The following is a 15,437-nucleotide window of genomic DNA, read 5'->3' as shown; positions in this document are numbered from 1 at the left end:
CTCGGCCTCCTCACAAGGCGCGCAGCAGCACCGCCGGCTGCTCGACGCAGTCCGCCACGTACCGCAGGAAGCCGCCCGCCGTACCGCCGTCGCAGACCCGATGGTCGAAGGTGAGCGAGAGCTGCACGACCTGACGCGCCGCCAGCTCGCCCTGGTGGACCCAGGGTTTGGCCGCGATCCGCCCGATGCCGAGCATCGCCGCCTCGGGGTGGTTGATGATCGGGGTGGAGCCGTCGACCCCGAACACCCCGTAGTTGTTGAGGGTGAAGGTGCCGCCGGTCAGCTCCCGCGGCGTCAGCGCGCCGGACCGGCCCGCCTCCGTGAGCCGGGCGAACTCGGCGCTCAGTGACTCCGCGGAGCGGGTGTGCGCGTCCCGTACGACGGGGACGACCAGCCCGCGGTCGGTCTGTGCGGCGAAGCCGAGATGCACCTCGGGCAGCAGCACGATCTCCCGGGCCGCCGTGTCCACGGTGGAGTTCAGCTCGGGATGGCGGGCGAGGGCCGCCGTGCAGATCCTGGCGAACAGCGCGATCAGCGAGACCTTGGGCCCGCCCGCCGCGTTCATCGCCGCCCGGGCGCCCAGCAGCTCCGTGGCGTCCGCGTCGACCCAGCAGGTGGCGTCCGGGATCTCGTGCCGGCTGCGGGTGAGCTTCTCCGCGACCGCGCCCCGTACGCCCCGCAGCGGCACCCGCGTCGCCCCGGACGGCGCCGGGGAGACCCGCGTTCCGGCGGTCGTGGCCGGCCCGCCGGGCCGGGCCCCCGCGGGCCGGTCCGGCGCGAGGCGCCGCGGTGCCGCCGGGAAAGCCGTGCCCACCGTGGAGGCGGTGGCCGCGGTGGGGGCGGTGGCCGCCGTGGACCCCGGCGCCTGCGACGCGGGAACGCCTTCCCGGATCGCCCGCTCGACGTCGCACCGCAGAATCAGTCCGTCCCGGCCCGAGCCCGTGAGCGTCCGCAGATCGAGGCCGTGCTCACGGGCGAGCCTGCGCACCAGGGGAGAGACCACGGCGACCGGCCCGGGTACCGGCCCCGGTGCGCCCGCCGCCCCGCCGTCCCGGACGGCGGACGGTGCCGTACGGGCCCCGTTGACGGGCGGCCGGACCCGGCGCCTGCGGGCCACCGGCGCGCCCGTGCCGTACCCGACCAGCACATTCCCCGACGCGCCCTCCCGGGGCGGGGCGGAGTCCTGCGCCGGCGGGCGCGTGGGAGCGGAATCGGCCACCGGATCCGGAGCGGCGGGGGCCGCAGCGGGCGTGGACGCACCGGCCGGGGCCGAGGCGCCGACCGCGACGGTCAGCAGCGGCGCCCCGACGGGCAGCTCCGTGCCCTCCTCGCCGTAGCGCGCCGTCACCACACCGCCGTAGGGGCAGGGCACCTCGACCATCGCCTTGGCCGTCTCGACCTCGACGACCGGCTGATCGACGGCGACGACATCCCCCACCGACACCAGCCAGCGGACGATCTCCGCCTCGGTCAGCCCTTCACCGAGGTCAGGCAGTTTGAATTCCAGCACCTGCGCCATCAGCTCTCCGTCTCCCACTGGAGCCGCGCGACCGCGTCCAGCACCCGGTCCACTCCCGGAAGATGGTGCCTCTCCAGCATGGGCGGCGGATAGGGAATGTCGAATCCGGCCACCCGCAGCACCGGCGCCTCCAGGTGGTGGAAACAGCGCTCGGTGACCCGCGCGGCGATCTCCCCGCCCGGCCCGCCGAAGCCCGTGGACTCGTGGACGACGACCGCTCTGCCCGTACGGCGCACGGATTCCGCCACCGTCCCGTCGTCGAACGGCACCAGCGAGCGCAGGTCGACGACCTCCAGGTCCCAGCCCTCGGCACGGGCCGCTTCCGCCGCCTCCAGACAGACCGGAACCGAGGGGCCGTACGTGAGCAGCGTGGCGCTGGAGCCCCGGCGCCGGACGACGGCGCGCCCGATCGGCGCGACCTCGGTCGGCGCCTCCGGCGACCACGCGGCCTTCGACCAGTAGAGCCGCTTCGGCTCCAGGAAGACCACCGGGTCGTCGGAGGCGATGGCCGCCCGCAGCAGTCCGTACGCGTCCTCGACCGTCGCGGGCGTGACGACATGGAGGCCGGGCGTGGCCATGTAGTACGCCTCGGAGGAGTCGCTGTGGTGCTCGACCCCGCCGATCCCGCCGCCGTACGGCACCCGCACCGTGATCGGCAGCGGCAGCGCGCCGCGCGTGCGGTTGCGCATCCGCGCCACATGGCTGACGAGCTGCTCGAACGACGGATAGGCGAAGGCGTCGAACTGCATCTCCACCACCGGCCGCAGCCCGTACATCGCCATCCCGACGGCCGTCCCCAGGATGCCCGCCTCGGCGAGCGGCGTGTCCGTGCAGCGCTCGTCCCCGAACTCGGCCGCGAGCCCGTCGGTGATCCGGAAGACCCCGCCGAGCGTGCCCACGTCCTCCCCGAGGACATGGACCGACGGGTCCTCGGCCATCGCGTCGCGCAGCGCGCGCTGGAGCGCCAGCGCCATGGTGGCGGGCTTCGCCGCGACGGCCGCCTTCTCGGTGAGCGTGTCGGTCATCGCGGATCACCGGCCCCTTCGGAGGCCCCGGCCGGCTCGGCGGAGGCCGCCAGCTCGGCGCGGAGCTGGTCCTCCTGCTCGCGCAGTTGCGGCGTCCGCTCCGCGTAGACGTGCGCGAACAGGTCCATGGGGTCGAGCACCGGATCCGCGTTCATCCGGTCGCGCAGCCGCGCCGCCATCGCCTCGGCGGAGGCGGCTGCTTCCCTGACGCCGTCCTCGTCGAGCACCCCGCGTTCCGTCAGCTCGCGCTCCAGGAGCCGCACCGGGTCGTGCGCGCGCCAGGTCTCCACCTCCTCCCGCCCGCGGTAGCGCGTCGCGTCGTCCGCGTTCGTATGCGCGTCGATGCGGTACGTCACCGCCTCGACCAGCGTGGGGCCGTCGCCGCGCCGGGCGCGCGCCAGCGCCTCCCCGAGCACCTTGTGCATCGCGACCGCGTCGTTCCCGTCGACCAGCCGCCCCGGCATGCCGTACCCGACGGCCTTGTGGGCCAGGGAGGGCGCGGCGGACTGCTTGGCGAGCGGTACGGAGATCGCGAAGCCGTTGTTCTGGACGAGGAAGACGACCGGAGCGCGCCAAACGGCGGCGAAGTTCAGCGCCTCGTGGAAATCCCCCTCGCTGGTGCCGCCGTCGCCGACCAGGGCGAGCGCGACGACGTCGTCCCCCCGGAGCCGGGCCGCGTGGGCCAGCCCGACGGCGTGCGGAAGCTGGGTGGCGAGCGGCGTGGAGAGCGGGGCGATCCGGTGTTCGTGCGGGTCGTAGCCGGTGTGCCAGTCGCCGCGCAGCAGCGTCAGGGCCTGGACGGGGTCGAGCCCGCGCGCCACGGCGGCGAGGGTGTCGCGGTAGCTGGGGAAGAGCCAGTCCTGCTCGCGCAGGGCGAGGGCGGCGGCGACCTGGCACGCCTCCTGGCCGGTGCTCGACGGATAGACGGCGAGCCTGCCCTGCTTGGTCAGGGCCGTGGCCTGCGCGTTGTACCTGCGGCCGCGGACCAGCTCGGCGTAGAGCCGCAGCAGCAGCGCGGGGTCGGCCCCCGCCGCGGCGTCCGTCCCCAGCACGCGGTACGGCTCGGGGTCGGGGAGCAGCGGTGCGGGGTCGGTCCGCGGCTGCCAGGCCGGTGGCGGGGCGGGTGGACGGGCCGCGGCGGCGGGCAGTTCCTGGACCGGCGTGCTGCTCTTCTTCACGCGTGCACCTCCTCGTCGGGGCGAACGGGCTCGTCGGGGCGAGCGGGCGGACGCCGGATCGCGGCGCCCCCTCCCTACCGATTGTTCGGTCGTCGGGCCATTTTGGCTACACACGCCTCCAGCCTGTGGACAAACGGTTCTCCACAGCCTGGGATGGACGCAGGCCGTCCATGGTGGGCAGTCCGGGAGACAGGGGAGCTGAACAAATGGCCGACGGCACGGAACGGGCCGCCGAGCAGGAGCAGCCACCGCGTCCGCTGGACGCCATCGACCGGGACATCCTGCGCATCCTCCAGACGGACGGCCGCGCCTCGATACGGTCGGTCGCCGAGCGCGTCCATGTCTCGCGGGCCAACGCGTACGCGCGGATCAACCGGCTGATCGACGACGGGGTGATCCGTGGTTTCAGCGCCAGGGTCGACCACGAACGGGCCGGTCAGGGAGCTTCCGCCTATCTCACGCTGAAGATCGTGCAGAACTCCTGGCGCACGGTGCGCGAGCAGCTCCAGGAGCTGCCGGGAGCCACCCACATCGCACTGGTCAGCGGCGACTTCGACGTACTGCTGCTGGTGCACACCCCGGACAACCGGACGCTGCGCGAGCTGGTCCTGACCAGGCTCCAGGCGATTCCCGAGGTGCTCTCCACGCGCACGCTGCTGGTGTTCGAGGAGACGGACCTGGACCCGGGCGGGGGCGGTGTGCCACCCCTGTAGCCGTGTGCCACCCCTGTAACGGTGTGCCACCCCTGTAGGCGACGGGCGGTGTCCGCGGCCCGTCCGGAGAGGCGCGGCCCGTCAGGAAGTGCGCAGGCCGTCGAAGGCCAGCCGTACGACCGCGTCCGCGACCTGGTCGCGTCCGTAGCCGCCGGCCGCGTGCGGCCGGTACCACTCGACCAGGGAGTTGACCATGCCGAAGAGCAGCCGGGTCGCGAGCTTGGTGTCCAGATCGGCCCGCAGGTCCCCCTCCGCGGCGGCGGCCTTGAGCAGACCGGCGACCCGCTGGTCGAACTCCCTGCGCCGCTCCATGGCCCAGCGCTCGGTCTGCGTATTGCCCCTGACCCGCAGGAGCAGCGTCACGTAGGGCAGCTCGGCCATCAGTACCTCGACCGTGCGCCGGACGACGTGCTCGACCCGGTCGACGGCCCGCCCGTGCGTCGCGCCGTCCTCGTCGAGGACGCCGAAGAGGCCGTCCAGGGCGCGGCTGACGGCCCGGCGCAGCAGCTCCTCCTTGCCGACGACATGGTGGTATATGGAGGACTTGGAGATCCCCGCGGCCTTGGACAGATGCTCCATGGAGGTGCCGTCGTAGCCGCGTTCGTTGAAGACCCGGACCGCCACGGCCAGCAGGGTCTCCGGAGTGTAGGTGTCGCGCTTGGCGGTGGTCATGAACGCCCCTGCTTCGCTTCGGTGTCGGCACGGCGGGTCAGTGCCGGGGACGGGGCGTAGCGGCCGCCGGGATACGCCCCGTCCAAGGTCGACAGGAAGCACCGGGCCCACTCCGAGGTGAGCCGGTCGCACCACTCGCCGGGTCCGCCAGGGTAGTTCACGCCGAGTTTCATGGCGGTGTCGATGTCCTCCGCACCGGCCACCCCACGGGCGGCGGCGTCGCAGGCGAAGTCGATCAGCAGCGCGACGGTGCGGCCGACGATCATACCGGGGACGTCGTCGACGACGCTGACCCGCTTGCCGAGCCGCTGGAAGAGTCCGATGGCCGCCCGCAGGTCCGCCGGGTCGACGTCGTCGCCGGGCGCGAGGGCGACGCGCGTGCAGGAGCGGTAGTCCAGCGACAGGTCGAATTGGATGGACGGACCGAAGGGATCCCCTGAGGCTCTCGATCCGTCGGTGAGGCGCAGCATCGTGCCGCCGGGCAGGGCGAGGAACCCCTCGGAGACGTGTGGGGTGCGGTCGCGGGTGACCTTGATGCCCGCTTCCTCGATCATCTCGCGCAGAACGGCGGCGGGCCCGAGGCGGGCATGGAGGCCGACCGTCTCCGGGGCCTCGCAGGGCTCCTCGGTACGCGGTACGGGCGCGGCGGCGCCCTCGCCGTACGGGAACCACCCCCGGCCCGTCTTGCGGCCGAGCCGGCCGGACTCCACCAGCCGGCGCTGGGCGAGCGACGGCGTGAACTTCGGGTCGTGGAAGAAGGATTCCCACACCGAGTGGGTGACGGCCTCGTTGACGTCCTGGCCGATGAGATCGGTCAGCTCGAAGGGGCCCATGCGGAAGCCGCCGCACTCGCGCAGGACCGCGTCGATGGTGGCCGGGTCGGCGGCCCTCTCCTCGTACACCCGCAGCGCCTCGGCGTAGAAGGGGCGCGCGACGCGGTTGACGACGAAGCCCGGCATGTCGGCGCAGCGCACCGGGGTCTTCCCCCAGGCCGCCATGGTCTCGTACGCGCGCGTCACGGCATCCGGGTCACTGGCGTGACCGCTGACGACCTCCACCAGGGGCAGGAGCGGGGCCGGGTTGAAGAAGTGCGTGCCCACCAGGCGTCCCGGCAGCCGCAGAGCGCCCGCGACGGCCGTGACGGAGAGGGAGGAGGTGTTGGTGGCGAACAGGCAGTCCTCGGCGACGACGTCCTCCAGCGCCGCGAAGAGCTCGCGCTTGACGGACAGCTCCTCCAGGACCGCCTCGATCACGAGCGCGGCGTCGGACAACTCGGCGAGGTCCGCGGCCGGGAACAGCCGGGCGGTCGCGGCGTCGCGGGCCGCCGCGTCGAGCCGGCCCTTGGCGACCAGCCGGTCCAGGCGTCCGGCGATGGTGGCGGCGGCCCGTTCGGCCCGGCCCGGCACGGCGTCGTGGAGCCGCACGGGGTGGCCGGCGACCAGCGCCACCTGGGCTATGCCCTGGCCCATCGTGCCGCTGCCGACGACCGCGACGACGCGGCCGGGCCCGATTGCTGTCATGGCCGCAATCCTCCTGTTGTCGGTGGGCGCGCGACGTCGGGTGACCGCGCTCCGGGGGCGAGGTCCGCCGCCACGCCGGGTCGGCGTCGCTTTTCCACAGGATCGCCCGGATCCCCTTGTCCCGACCGATCGTTCGGTTACTCTAACCCTGTCCGCCCGTACTTGTCCCCCCGCTCCCCCTGCCCGCCTCTCCCGCCCCGTCCCACTGCCCCTGTCCCCTGTCCCTCGTCCCTGTCCCTCGTCCCTGTCCCTCGCCCCGTCCCTCTCGCCCAGCCTCCCGCGCGCTCGACAGCCCGACGCGGGACGCGCGGTGACCCGATGCCCGATGACTCGATGACTCGATGAGGAGTTGGTCCACGATGGCCGCCCAGCTCAGCCCCCAGCAGCTCGCCGAGAAGCACCGGCCCACGCTCGACCGGGCCCTTGAGACGGTCGGGTCCCGCGGTTACTGGTCCCCGCACCCCGAGCACCCCAAGGCGTACGGCGACAGCGCCCCCGCCGACGGGCTCGCCGCCTTCCAGGCGCTGCGCGGAGCCCGTTTCGAGCTGGACCAGCCGGGCACGGACGGCTGGACCGGCGGCGAGGTCTCGCCGTACGGGCCGCCCCTGGAGATCGAGTATCCGCACGCGGACCCGGACGTCCTGCTGCCCGCCCTGCGCGCCGGCATGGGCGCCTGGCGCGAGGCCGGGCCCGAGACCCGCGCCCTGGTCTGTCTGGAGATCCTGGCGCGGATCAGCGCGCGGACCCACGAGTTCGCGCACGCGGTGATGCACACGAGCGGCCAGGCGTTCACGATGGCGTTCCAGGCGGGCGGCCCGCACGCCCAGGACCGCGGCCTGGAGGCGGTGGCGTACGCGTACCAGGAGCAGACGCGTACCCCCGCCTCGGCCGGCTGGTCCAAGCCGCAGGGCAAGCGCGACCCGCTGGAGCTGCGGAAGTCCTTCACCGCCGTGCCGCGCGGGGTCGCGCTGCTGATCGGCTGCAACACCTTCCCCACGTGGAACGGCTATCCGGGGCTGTTCGCCTCCCTCGCCACCGGCAATCCGGTCCTGGTCAAGCCGCATCCGCGCGCCGTGCTGCCACTCGCGCTGACGGTACGGGTGGCCCGTGAGGTGCTCGCCGAGGCGGGCTTCGACCCGAATCTGGTGGCGCTGGCGGTGGAGCGGCCCGGCGAGGGCATCGCCAAGACCCTGGCCGTCCGCCCGGAGGTCCGGATCATCGACTACACGGGGTCGACGGCCTTCGGCGACTGGCTGGAGACCCACGCGCGCCAGGCGCAGGTGTACACGGAGAAGGCGGGCGTCAACACGGTCGTCGTGGACTCCACGGACGACTACAAGGGGATGCTCTCCAACCTCGCCTTCTCACTGTCGCTGTACAGCGGCCAGATGTGCACCACACCGCAGAACCTGCTGATCCCCCGCGACGGCATCACCACGGACGCGGGCGAGAAGGCGTACGACGAGGTGGTGGCCGATCTGGCGGCCTCGGTGGCCGGGCTGCTGGGCGACGACGCCCGGGCCAACGCGCTGCTGGGCGCGCTGGTCAACCCCGGGGTGAAGGCCCGGCTGGAGAGCGCCGACGGGCTCGGGGACATCGCGCTGGCCTCGCGGGAGATCGCGCACCCGGACTTCCCGGACGCCGTGGTCCGTACGCCCGCGATCGTGAAGGCCGACGGCGCCCGCAAGGTCTGGGAGAAGGCGTGGCAGGGCGGCGAGGAGGTGCCGTACCTCACGGAGTGCTTCGGGCCCGTGTCCTTCGCGGTCGCCATGGACTCGACGGAGGACGCGCTGGAGCTGCTGCGGCGCACGGTGCGCCATCAGGGCGCGATGACGGTCGGCGCGTACACCACGTCCCCGGAGACGGAGCGCGCGGTCGAGGAGGTGTGCCTGGACGAGTCCGCGCAGCTCTCGCTCAACCTGACGGGCGGGGTGTACGTGAACCAGACGGCGGCGTTCTCGGACTTCCACGGCTCGGGCGGCAACCCGGCGGCGAACGCGGCGCTGTGCGACGCGGCGTTCGTGGCGAACCGCTTCCGGACGGTGGAGGTCCGCCGCCCGGCCTGAGGTCGCCGGCCTGAGGCCTGAGACCTGAGGTGGCACGTCCGGGTCCCGGCCCGATCGGGGCGGCCCCGGCCCGATCGGGGCAGACCCTGATCAGGCCGGATCAGGGCGCGGGTGGCGCCGGGATCTCCGCGTACCGCTGGATCCAGGCGTGCATGGCGATGGCCGCGGCGGCTCCCGCGTTGATCGAGCGCGTCGAGCCGAACTGGGCGATCGAGCAGACCATCGTGGCGTGGAGACGGGCCTCTTCGGTCAGGCCGGGACCCTCCTGGCCGAAGAGCAGCACGCAGCGGCGCGGCAGCTCGGTCCGCTCCAGCGCGACGGCGCCGGGCAGGTTGTCGATCCCGATGATCGGCAGCCCCTCGGCCGCCGCCCAGGCCGTCAGCTCCTCCGTGCCGGGGTGGTGGCGCACATGCTGGTACCGGTCGGTGACCATCGCGCCGCGCCGGTTCCAGCGCCGCCGGCCCACGATGTGGATCTCCTTGGCGAGGAAGGCGTTGGCGGTGCGGACGACGGAGCCGATGTTGAAGTCGTGGCTCCAGTTCTCCACGGCCACGTGGAAGTCGTGCCGCCGGGTGTCGAGGTCCGCGACGATCGCCTCGCGGGTCCAGTAGCGGTACTGGTCGGCCACATTGCGCCGGTCACCGGCGGCCAGCAGCTCCGGGTCGTACCGCTCGCCCTGAGGCCACGGCTCGCCGTGCGGTCCGACGCCGACCGGGGGCCCGTAGCCTTCGTCGTACTGGACCGGCTCCAGGCCCTCGTCCGCTGTCTCGCTGATCACCTACACGAGGGTACGTGGCTGCTCGGAGCTCTCCTGCCGCTGCCCGGGCGGGGCGGCCGCCCCGGCGAGGGGGCGCCGTCGGCCCGGCAGCCGCCGACGCAGCCGGTCGTACACCGCGGTGGTCCGGCCGCCGAGCCACAGCAGGAAGACCGTCGGCAGGAACACGGCGTCGGCGGCGATCATCGCGAGCGAGAAGAACGGCAGCCCGAGCAGGACGGCGATCCCCGCGTGCTCCAGGATCATCGCGACGAGCAGGACGTTCTTGACGCGCCGGTTGAAGAGCGTGAACGGGAAGGCGACCTGCACGATGACCGTGCCGTACGTCAGCACCATCACGACGAGCGCGCTGGACGCGAAGAGGCCCGAGAACGCGGGCCAGGGGGAGAAGTAGTCCAGTTTGAGCGGGTAGTACAGCGCGGTGCCGTCCTGCCAGCGCGAGCCCTGGATCTTGTACCAGCCGGCGGTGGCGTAGATGAGACAGACCTCGGCCATGATGACGGCGAGCGCGGCGTTGTGGATCAGATTGGCGAGGACGTCCAGCAGCGCGCGCGGCTCGCCATGGGGCGCGCGCCGGTTCACGGCCCACCAGAGCCCCTGTCCGGCCCACGCCCCCCAGAACAGCGCCAGCAGCCAGCTCTCGGCCTGGACCCGGTCGGTCAGCGTGCCGACGAGGAGGACCGTGCCGGTGACGGCCCACAGGACGGGGCCGACCCGGTCCCGTACGGTCGGCCGGACGGCCTCCGCCGCACCCGCCCCGGCGGGTCCCGACGGGTCCTGGGCACCCGTCCCGGCGGATATCTCCGCGCGGCGCGCCGCGCGGGCGGCACGCCGGGCGTCGAGCGACCAGACCTGCCCGCAGCGCGTCAGCACGAGATAGATCGCCATGAGGTGGATGACGTTGTCGCCGCCGTCCCCCATGAAGATGCTGCGGTTCTGGAGCGAGAGCACCCCGAACATGAAGAGCACGGACATGGTGCGGGTCCGCCAGCCGAGCATCAGCAGCGCGCTGGAGAGAACGGCGACGGCGTAGACGATCTCGAACCAGACCGTGCTGTCCGACCACATCAGTGCGGAGAAGGCGCTGTTCTTCGCGATGAGCTGCTGGGCCATGTCCCAGCTCCAGGGGCCCTCGGGACCGTACAGCTCATGGCGGTGCGGCACCTCGCGCAGCAGGAAGAGCAGCCAGGTGCCGGCGAAGCCGATCCGGATGACGGCGCTCTGGTAGCGGCCGAGGGCGGTCGCCGTGACACGCCGGAGCGCGACCGCGGCCCGCTGTTCGAGGTGGCGCGGCCGCCCCGCGGCCGGGGCGGGCTCCGGACCGGGCGCTCCCGGCCGTACGGGCTCCACGGGATCGGGCCGCGCCGGCTGCGAGGGTTCCACGGGCTGTTCGCTCACCGGTCCGCCTCCGCGCTGCCGTTCTTCACGCCTCCGGGAAGGTCGGCGGCGTTCACCGCCCACCACGGATAGACCCGGTAGGACGGGCGTGTGCTGATCTTCTCCGTACTCCAGGACGGCGCGGCGACGGCTGTGGTGACCGATCTGACCTGGATACGTTCCACCGGGCCGCCCAGGTCGTGGCTCTCCAGCCGCAGCATCACGATCCGGCGTATGTAGCTCTCGGAGAGCTGGCCGCGCAACCCGTTCGGACGGTTCTGATTGTCATGCGATCCGACGAAGAAGTCCCAGCCCCGGCGCAGCTCGTTCTGGTCGACATGGCTGGGCAGGAGATTCCCCTGGATCGCGGCGCCGTCCTCGGCGGAGAGATCGATCCATTCACTGGTCCGGCGCGCGGCGCCGGACCCGGTCTCGGCGCGCGCCTCGACGGCGATGTTCTGCTGGAGGGGGTTGGGCGCGAAAAGCTTCCAGTTCTGCTCGAACTCGGGATAGACCCAGGCGTCGACGGCCTTGCCGTGCTGCTTGGTGAGCGTGTTGGACGGGGCGACGTGGAGGAACACCATCGCGACATGCACGCAGGCCAGCAGCCCGATGACCGCGAGGGAGACAGCGGCCACCACCTGGTAACGGAAGGAGAGGCCGGCTATCCCGGCCCCGGCTGGCGGTCCGGCTTTCCCGCCCTGGTCGTCGTACGAATCCATCCCGCCCCGATCGCCGTCGTACTCCGGTGAGTTATCCACAGGGTTGACACCCTACGGGCCGCCGACTCACCATTGAAGTCCATGAACCGAACGATCGGTCGGTAGGGGGTCCGGATGACGGCAGTGACCACGGGGACAGCCGAGGAGGCGACGGTGGAAAGGACGGCGGAGTCCTTCGAGGCGGCGTTCGACGCGGCCGTGGCCGCCGACGAGCGCATCGAGCCGCGCGACTGGATGCCCGAGGCGTACCGCGCGTCGCTGATCCGCCAGATGGCCCAGCACGCCCACTCCGAGATCATCGGAATGCAGCCGGAGGCAAACTGGATCACTCGCGCGCCCTCCCTGCGCCGCAAGGCGATCCTCATGGCCAAGGTGCAGGACGAGGCGGGACACGGTCTGTATCTGTACAGCGCGGCCGAGACGCTGGGCACGGGCCGTGACGAGCTGCTCGACAAGCTGCACACCGGCCGCCAGAAGTACTCCTCGATCTTCAACTACCCCACCCTGACCTGGGCCGACGTCGGCGCGATCGGCTGGCTGGTGGACGGCGCGGCGATCACGAACCAGGTCCCGCTGTGCCGCTGCTCCTACGGCCCTTACGCGCGGGCCATGGTCAGGATCTGCAAGGAGGAGTCCTTCCACCAGCGCCAGGGGTACGAGCTGCTGCTGACCCTGAGCAACGGGACGGAGGCACAGCACGCCATGGCCCAGGACGCGGTGGACCGCTGGTGGTGGCCGTCGCTGATGATGTTCGGCCCCCCGGACGACGAGTCGGCCCACTCGGCCCGGTCCATGGCCTGGAAGATCAAGCGGCACTCCAACGACGAGCTGCGGCAGCGCTTCGTCGACATCTGCGTCCCCCAGGCCGAGGCCCTCGGCCTGACCCTCCCCGACCCGGACCTCCGGTGGAACGAGGAGCGGGGGCGGCACGACTTCGGGCCGATCGACTGGGCGGAGTTCCACGAGGTGCTGAAGGGCAACGGACCGTGCAACGAGGAGCGGATCACCCAGCGCCGCCGCGCACACGAAGAGGGCGCGTGGGTCCGGGAGGCCGCCGCGGCGTACGCGGAGAAGCACCGCCCGGCGGCACGGACGGAGGCGGCGGCATGAGCGGTACGGCCGACTGGCCCCTGTGGGAGGTCTTCGTACGCTCCCGCCGCGGGCTCTCGCACACCCACGCGGGCAGCCTGCACGCCCCGGACGCCGAGCTGGCCCTGCGCAACGCGCGCGATCTGTACACCCGGCGCGGTGAAGGCGTCTCGATCTGGGTGGTGGAGTCGTCCGCGGTCACCGCCTCCTCGCCGGACGAGAAGGACCCGTTCTTCGACCCGTCCGCCGACAAGCCCTACCGGCACCCGACCTTCTACGAGATCCCCGAGGGGGTGAAGCACCTGTGACCGGCGTACCGGCGACGGAACGGCCCGCGCGGCCGGTGCCCCGGGCGGCGGCTCTCGCGCTCGGCGACGACGCGCTGGTGCTCTCGCACCGGCTGGCGGAGTGGGCGGGCCACGCCCCCGTCCTCGAAGAGGATGTCGCGCTCGCCAATATCGCGCTGGACCTGCTCGGTCAGGCGCGGTTCCTGCTCTCCCTCGTCGGGGACGAGGACGAGCTGGCCTATCTGCGCGAGGAGCGCGCGTTCCGCAACCTCCACCTGGTCGAGCAGCCGAACGGGGACTTCGCGCACACGATCGCCCGCCAGCTCTACTTCTCCACCTACCAGCTCCTGCTGTACCGGCAGCTCGCCGCCGGGGAGAGCGAGTTCACCGGACTCGCGGCCAAGGCGGTCAAGGAGGTCGCCTACCACCAGGACCACGCCGAGCGCTGGACGCTGCGGCTCGGGGACGGCACACCGGAGAGCCATGAGCGGATGGACCGGGCCTGCCGGGCGCTCTGGCGGTTCACCGGCGAGATGTTCCAGCCCCTCAACGGCCTCGCCGCACCCGACGGGCTCGACGTCGACTGGCGGGTGCTGGAGGAGAGCTGGCTCGCGTCCGTCACCGATGTGCTGCGCCGGGCGACCCTGACCGTGCCGGACGGCCCCCGGTCCGGCGCCTGGACGGCGGGCGCGGGCAGGCAGGGGCTGCACACGGAGTCGTTCGGCCGGATGATCGCCGAGATGCAGCATCTTCACCGCAGCCACCCGGGGGCGTCATGGTGACGCCCCCGGGCACGACCCCGTACACCTCCCCGGACAGGAGCGCGGACAGGAGCGCGGCACCGGCGGGTACGACGGCGCTGGAGGAGGAACTGCGCGCCCTGGCCGGCGCCGTGCCCGACCCGGAGCTGCCGGTGCTGACCCTGGCCGAGCTGGGCGTGCTGCGCGGGCTGCGTCTGTCGGGCCCCGGCCGGGTCCGCGTGGAGCTGACCCCCACCTACACCGGCTGCCCGGCCATCGGGACGATGTCCGCGGACATCGAGCGCGTCCTGCACGACCACGGGGTGCCGGAGGTCTCGGTCGTCACGGTCCTCTCCCCGGCCTGGTCGACGGATGACATCAGCGCCGAGGGGCGCCGCAAACTCGCCGCTTCCGGCATAGCGCCGCCGCGCCCGGGGGCGGCGGCGCCGGGACCCGTCGCCGGACCGGTGCCGCTGGCGCTCACCCTGCGCTGCCCGCACTGCGGATCCACCGACACCGAACTGCTCAGCCGGTTCTCCTCCACCGCCTGCAAGGCCCTGCGCCGCTGCACGGCCTGCGGCGAACCGTTCGACCACTTCAAGGAGTTGTAGATGTTCCATCCGCTCCGGGTCAGCGAGGTCGAACCGCTCACGGACGACGCGGTGGCGCTCACCCTCGCCGTCCCGCCCGAGCTGCGCGAGGCGTTCCGGCACACGCCGGGCCAGCACATCGCCCTGCGCCGCCGCACCGCGCACGGCGAGGAGATCCGGCGTACGTACTCGATCTGCGCCCCGGCGGGCCCCGAGCCGGCGCTGCGGGTGGGCATCCGGCTGGTCGAGGGCGGCGAGTTCTCGACGTACGCCCTCAAGGAGCTCGCCGTGGGCGACACGGTCGAGGTCATGGAGCCGACCGGCCGCTTCGTCCTGGAGCCCCGCCCCGGGCACTTCGCGGCGATCGTCGGGGGCAGCGGCATCACCCCGGTGCTGTCGATCGCGGCCACCCTGCTGATCCGGGAGCCCACCGCCCGGTTCTGTCTGATACGCAGCGACCGCACCGTGGCGTCCACGATGTTCCTGGAGGAGGTCGCCGACCTCAAGGACCGCTTTCCCGACCGGTTCCAGCTCGTCACGGTCGTCTCCCGGGAGGAGCGGCAGACAGGACTGCCGTCCGGCCGTCTGGACCGCGAGCGGCTGACCGGGCTGCTGCCCGCGCTGCTCCCGGTGGCCGAGGTCGACGGCTGGTTCCTGTGCGGCCCGCTCGGCCTGGTCTCCGGCGCGGAACGCGCGCTGCGCGGCCTCGGGGTGGAGCGCGCCCGCATCCACCAGGAGATCTTCCATGTCGACGAGGCGCCCTCCGCCGTCGCGACAGCCACACCCGGCGCCCGGGCTCCCGCGCACAGCACCCTCACCGCGAGCCTCGGGGGCCGCTCGGGCACGTGGCCGGTCCAGGAGGGCGAATCGCTGCTGGAGACGGTGTTGCGCGGCCGCGCGGACGCGCCCTACGCGTGCAAGGGCGGGGTCTGCGGCACCTGCCGGGCGTTCCTGGTCTCGGGCGAGGTCACCATGGACCGCAACTTCGCGCTGGAACCGGAGGAGACCGACGCGGGGTACGTACTGGCCTGCCAGTCCCATCCGGCCACCACGGAGGTGGAGCTGGACTTCGACCGCTGACCGCTGACCGCTGGCCGCTGACCGCTGGCCGCGACCAGCGGCTTCGGCCACTCACCGCTCACCGCTCACCGCTTCGGCCGGCTG

Annotated in this window: 15 protein-coding genes; 7 read left to right on the top strand and 8 right to left on the bottom strand. The window is 72.9% G+C overall.

All coding sequences use genetic code 11. The features are described from left to right. Positions 1–10 precede the first annotated feature (10 nt). The 3 genes from AB0P17_RS05005 to pdhA are packed head-to-tail and all read right to left on the bottom strand — an operon-like array spanning position 11 to position 3,722. Entirely contained in the window at positions 11–1,519 is a 1,509-nt protein-coding gene (locus tag AB0P17_RS05005) for a dihydrolipoamide acetyltransferase family protein (protein ID WP_365807633.1), read from the bottom strand. Continuing rightward, positions 1,519–2,544: an alpha-ketoacid dehydrogenase subunit beta gene (locus AB0P17_RS05000; RefSeq protein WP_365807631.1), complete on the bottom strand. Its 1,026-nt coding sequence runs from the start codon at positions 2,542–2,544 to the stop codon at positions 1,519–1,521. The genes AB0P17_RS05005 and AB0P17_RS05000 overlap by 1 nt, the downstream gene beginning before the upstream one ends. Continuing rightward, complete coding sequence (gene pdhA / locus AB0P17_RS04995; protein WP_365807629.1) at positions 2,541–3,722, bottom strand: pyruvate dehydrogenase (acetyl-transferring) E1 component subunit alpha; 1,182 nt, start codon at positions 3,720–3,722, stop codon at positions 2,541–2,543. The genes AB0P17_RS05000 and pdhA overlap by 4 nt, the downstream gene beginning before the upstream one ends. 206 nt (positions 3,723–3,928) lie before the next feature. Between pdhA and AB0P17_RS04990 the strand changes: the two genes are divergently transcribed. Next, positions 3,929–4,435 (top strand): Lrp/AsnC family transcriptional regulator, encoded by a 507-nt coding sequence (locus tag AB0P17_RS04990; protein WP_365807627.1) that lies wholly within the window; start codon positions 3,929–3,931, stop codon positions 4,433–4,435. 81 nt (positions 4,436–4,516) lie between these two features. Here AB0P17_RS04990 and AB0P17_RS04985 read toward each other — a convergent pair whose 3' ends face one another. Together AB0P17_RS04985 and AB0P17_RS04980 are read right to left on the bottom strand one after the other, a co-directional pair. Continuing rightward, positions 4,517–5,107 carry a TetR/AcrR family transcriptional regulator gene (locus AB0P17_RS04985; RefSeq protein ID WP_365807626.1) on the bottom strand — a complete coding sequence of 197 codons (591 nt, stop codon included), beginning with the start codon at positions 5,105–5,107 and terminating at the stop codon, positions 4,517–4,519. Then, complete coding sequence (locus tag AB0P17_RS04980) at positions 5,104–6,627, bottom strand: 3-hydroxyacyl-CoA dehydrogenase (RefSeq protein ID WP_365807624.1); 1,524 nt, start codon at positions 6,625–6,627, stop codon at positions 5,104–5,106. Before AB0P17_RS04980 ends, AB0P17_RS04985 begins: the two co-directional genes overlap by 4 nt. 359 nt (positions 6,628–6,986) lie before the next feature. Here AB0P17_RS04980 and paaN point away from each other — a divergent pair, with 359 nt between their 5' ends. Further along, entirely contained in the window at positions 6,987–8,693 is a 1,707-nt protein-coding gene (gene paaN, locus AB0P17_RS04975) for a phenylacetic acid degradation protein PaaN (RefSeq protein ID WP_365807622.1), read from the top strand. 100 nt (positions 8,694–8,793) lie between these two features. Here paaN and AB0P17_RS04970 read toward each other — a convergent pair whose 3' ends face one another. From AB0P17_RS04970 to AB0P17_RS04960, 3 genes are read right to left on the bottom strand one after another with little or no spacing between them, the layout of a single operon-like run. After that, a complete protein-coding gene (locus tag AB0P17_RS04970) occupies positions 8,794–9,471 on the bottom strand; it encodes a TrmH family RNA methyltransferase (protein WP_365807621.1) in 678 nt (225 codons plus the stop codon). Beyond that, a complete protein-coding gene (locus tag AB0P17_RS04965; RefSeq protein ID WP_365807703.1) occupies positions 9,472–10,818 on the bottom strand; it encodes an HTTM domain-containing protein in 1,347 nt (448 codons plus the stop codon). It lies immediately after the preceding gene. A gap of 44 nt (positions 10,819–10,862) precedes the next feature. Then, a complete protein-coding gene (locus AB0P17_RS04960; protein WP_365807702.1) occupies positions 10,863–11,567 on the bottom strand; it encodes a DUF5819 family protein in 705 nt (234 codons plus the stop codon). A gap of 114 nt (positions 11,568–11,681) precedes the next feature. Here AB0P17_RS04960 and paaA point away from each other — a divergent pair, with 114 nt between their 5' ends. The 5 genes from paaA to AB0P17_RS04935 are packed head-to-tail and all read left to right on the top strand — an operon-like array spanning position 11,682 to position 15,353. Continuing rightward, on the top strand, positions 11,682–12,677 hold the full coding sequence (gene paaA, locus AB0P17_RS04955) for a 1,2-phenylacetyl-CoA epoxidase subunit PaaA (RefSeq protein WP_365807619.1): 996 nt from the start codon (positions 11,682–11,684) through the stop codon (positions 12,675–12,677). Next, complete coding sequence (gene paaB / locus AB0P17_RS04950; RefSeq protein ID WP_365807617.1) at positions 12,674–12,964, top strand: 1,2-phenylacetyl-CoA epoxidase subunit PaaB; 291 nt, start codon at positions 12,674–12,676, stop codon at positions 12,962–12,964. Before paaA ends, paaB begins: the two co-directional genes overlap by 4 nt. Then, positions 12,961–13,725, top strand: coding sequence for a 1,2-phenylacetyl-CoA epoxidase subunit PaaC (gene paaC / locus AB0P17_RS04945; protein ID WP_365807615.1), 765 nt, complete (start codon positions 12,961–12,963; stop codon positions 13,723–13,725). The genes paaB and paaC overlap by 4 nt, the downstream gene beginning before the upstream one ends. After that, a complete protein-coding gene (gene paaD, locus AB0P17_RS04940; protein ID WP_365807614.1) occupies positions 13,719–14,294 on the top strand; it encodes a 1,2-phenylacetyl-CoA epoxidase subunit PaaD in 576 nt (191 codons plus the stop codon). Before paaC ends, paaD begins: the two co-directional genes overlap by 7 nt. Then, positions 14,295–15,353: a 2Fe-2S iron-sulfur cluster-binding protein gene (locus AB0P17_RS04935; RefSeq protein WP_365807612.1), complete on the top strand. Its 1,059-nt coding sequence runs from the start codon at positions 14,295–14,297 to the stop codon at positions 15,351–15,353. Positions 15,354–15,437 lie beyond the last annotated feature (84 nt).

Source organism: Streptomyces sp. NPDC088124, from assembly GCF_040685895.1.
Classification (GTDB): Bacteria; Actinomycetota; Actinomycetes; order Streptomycetales; family Streptomycetaceae; genus Streptomyces.
This window is presented reverse-complemented; position numbering and strand designations above follow the sequence as displayed.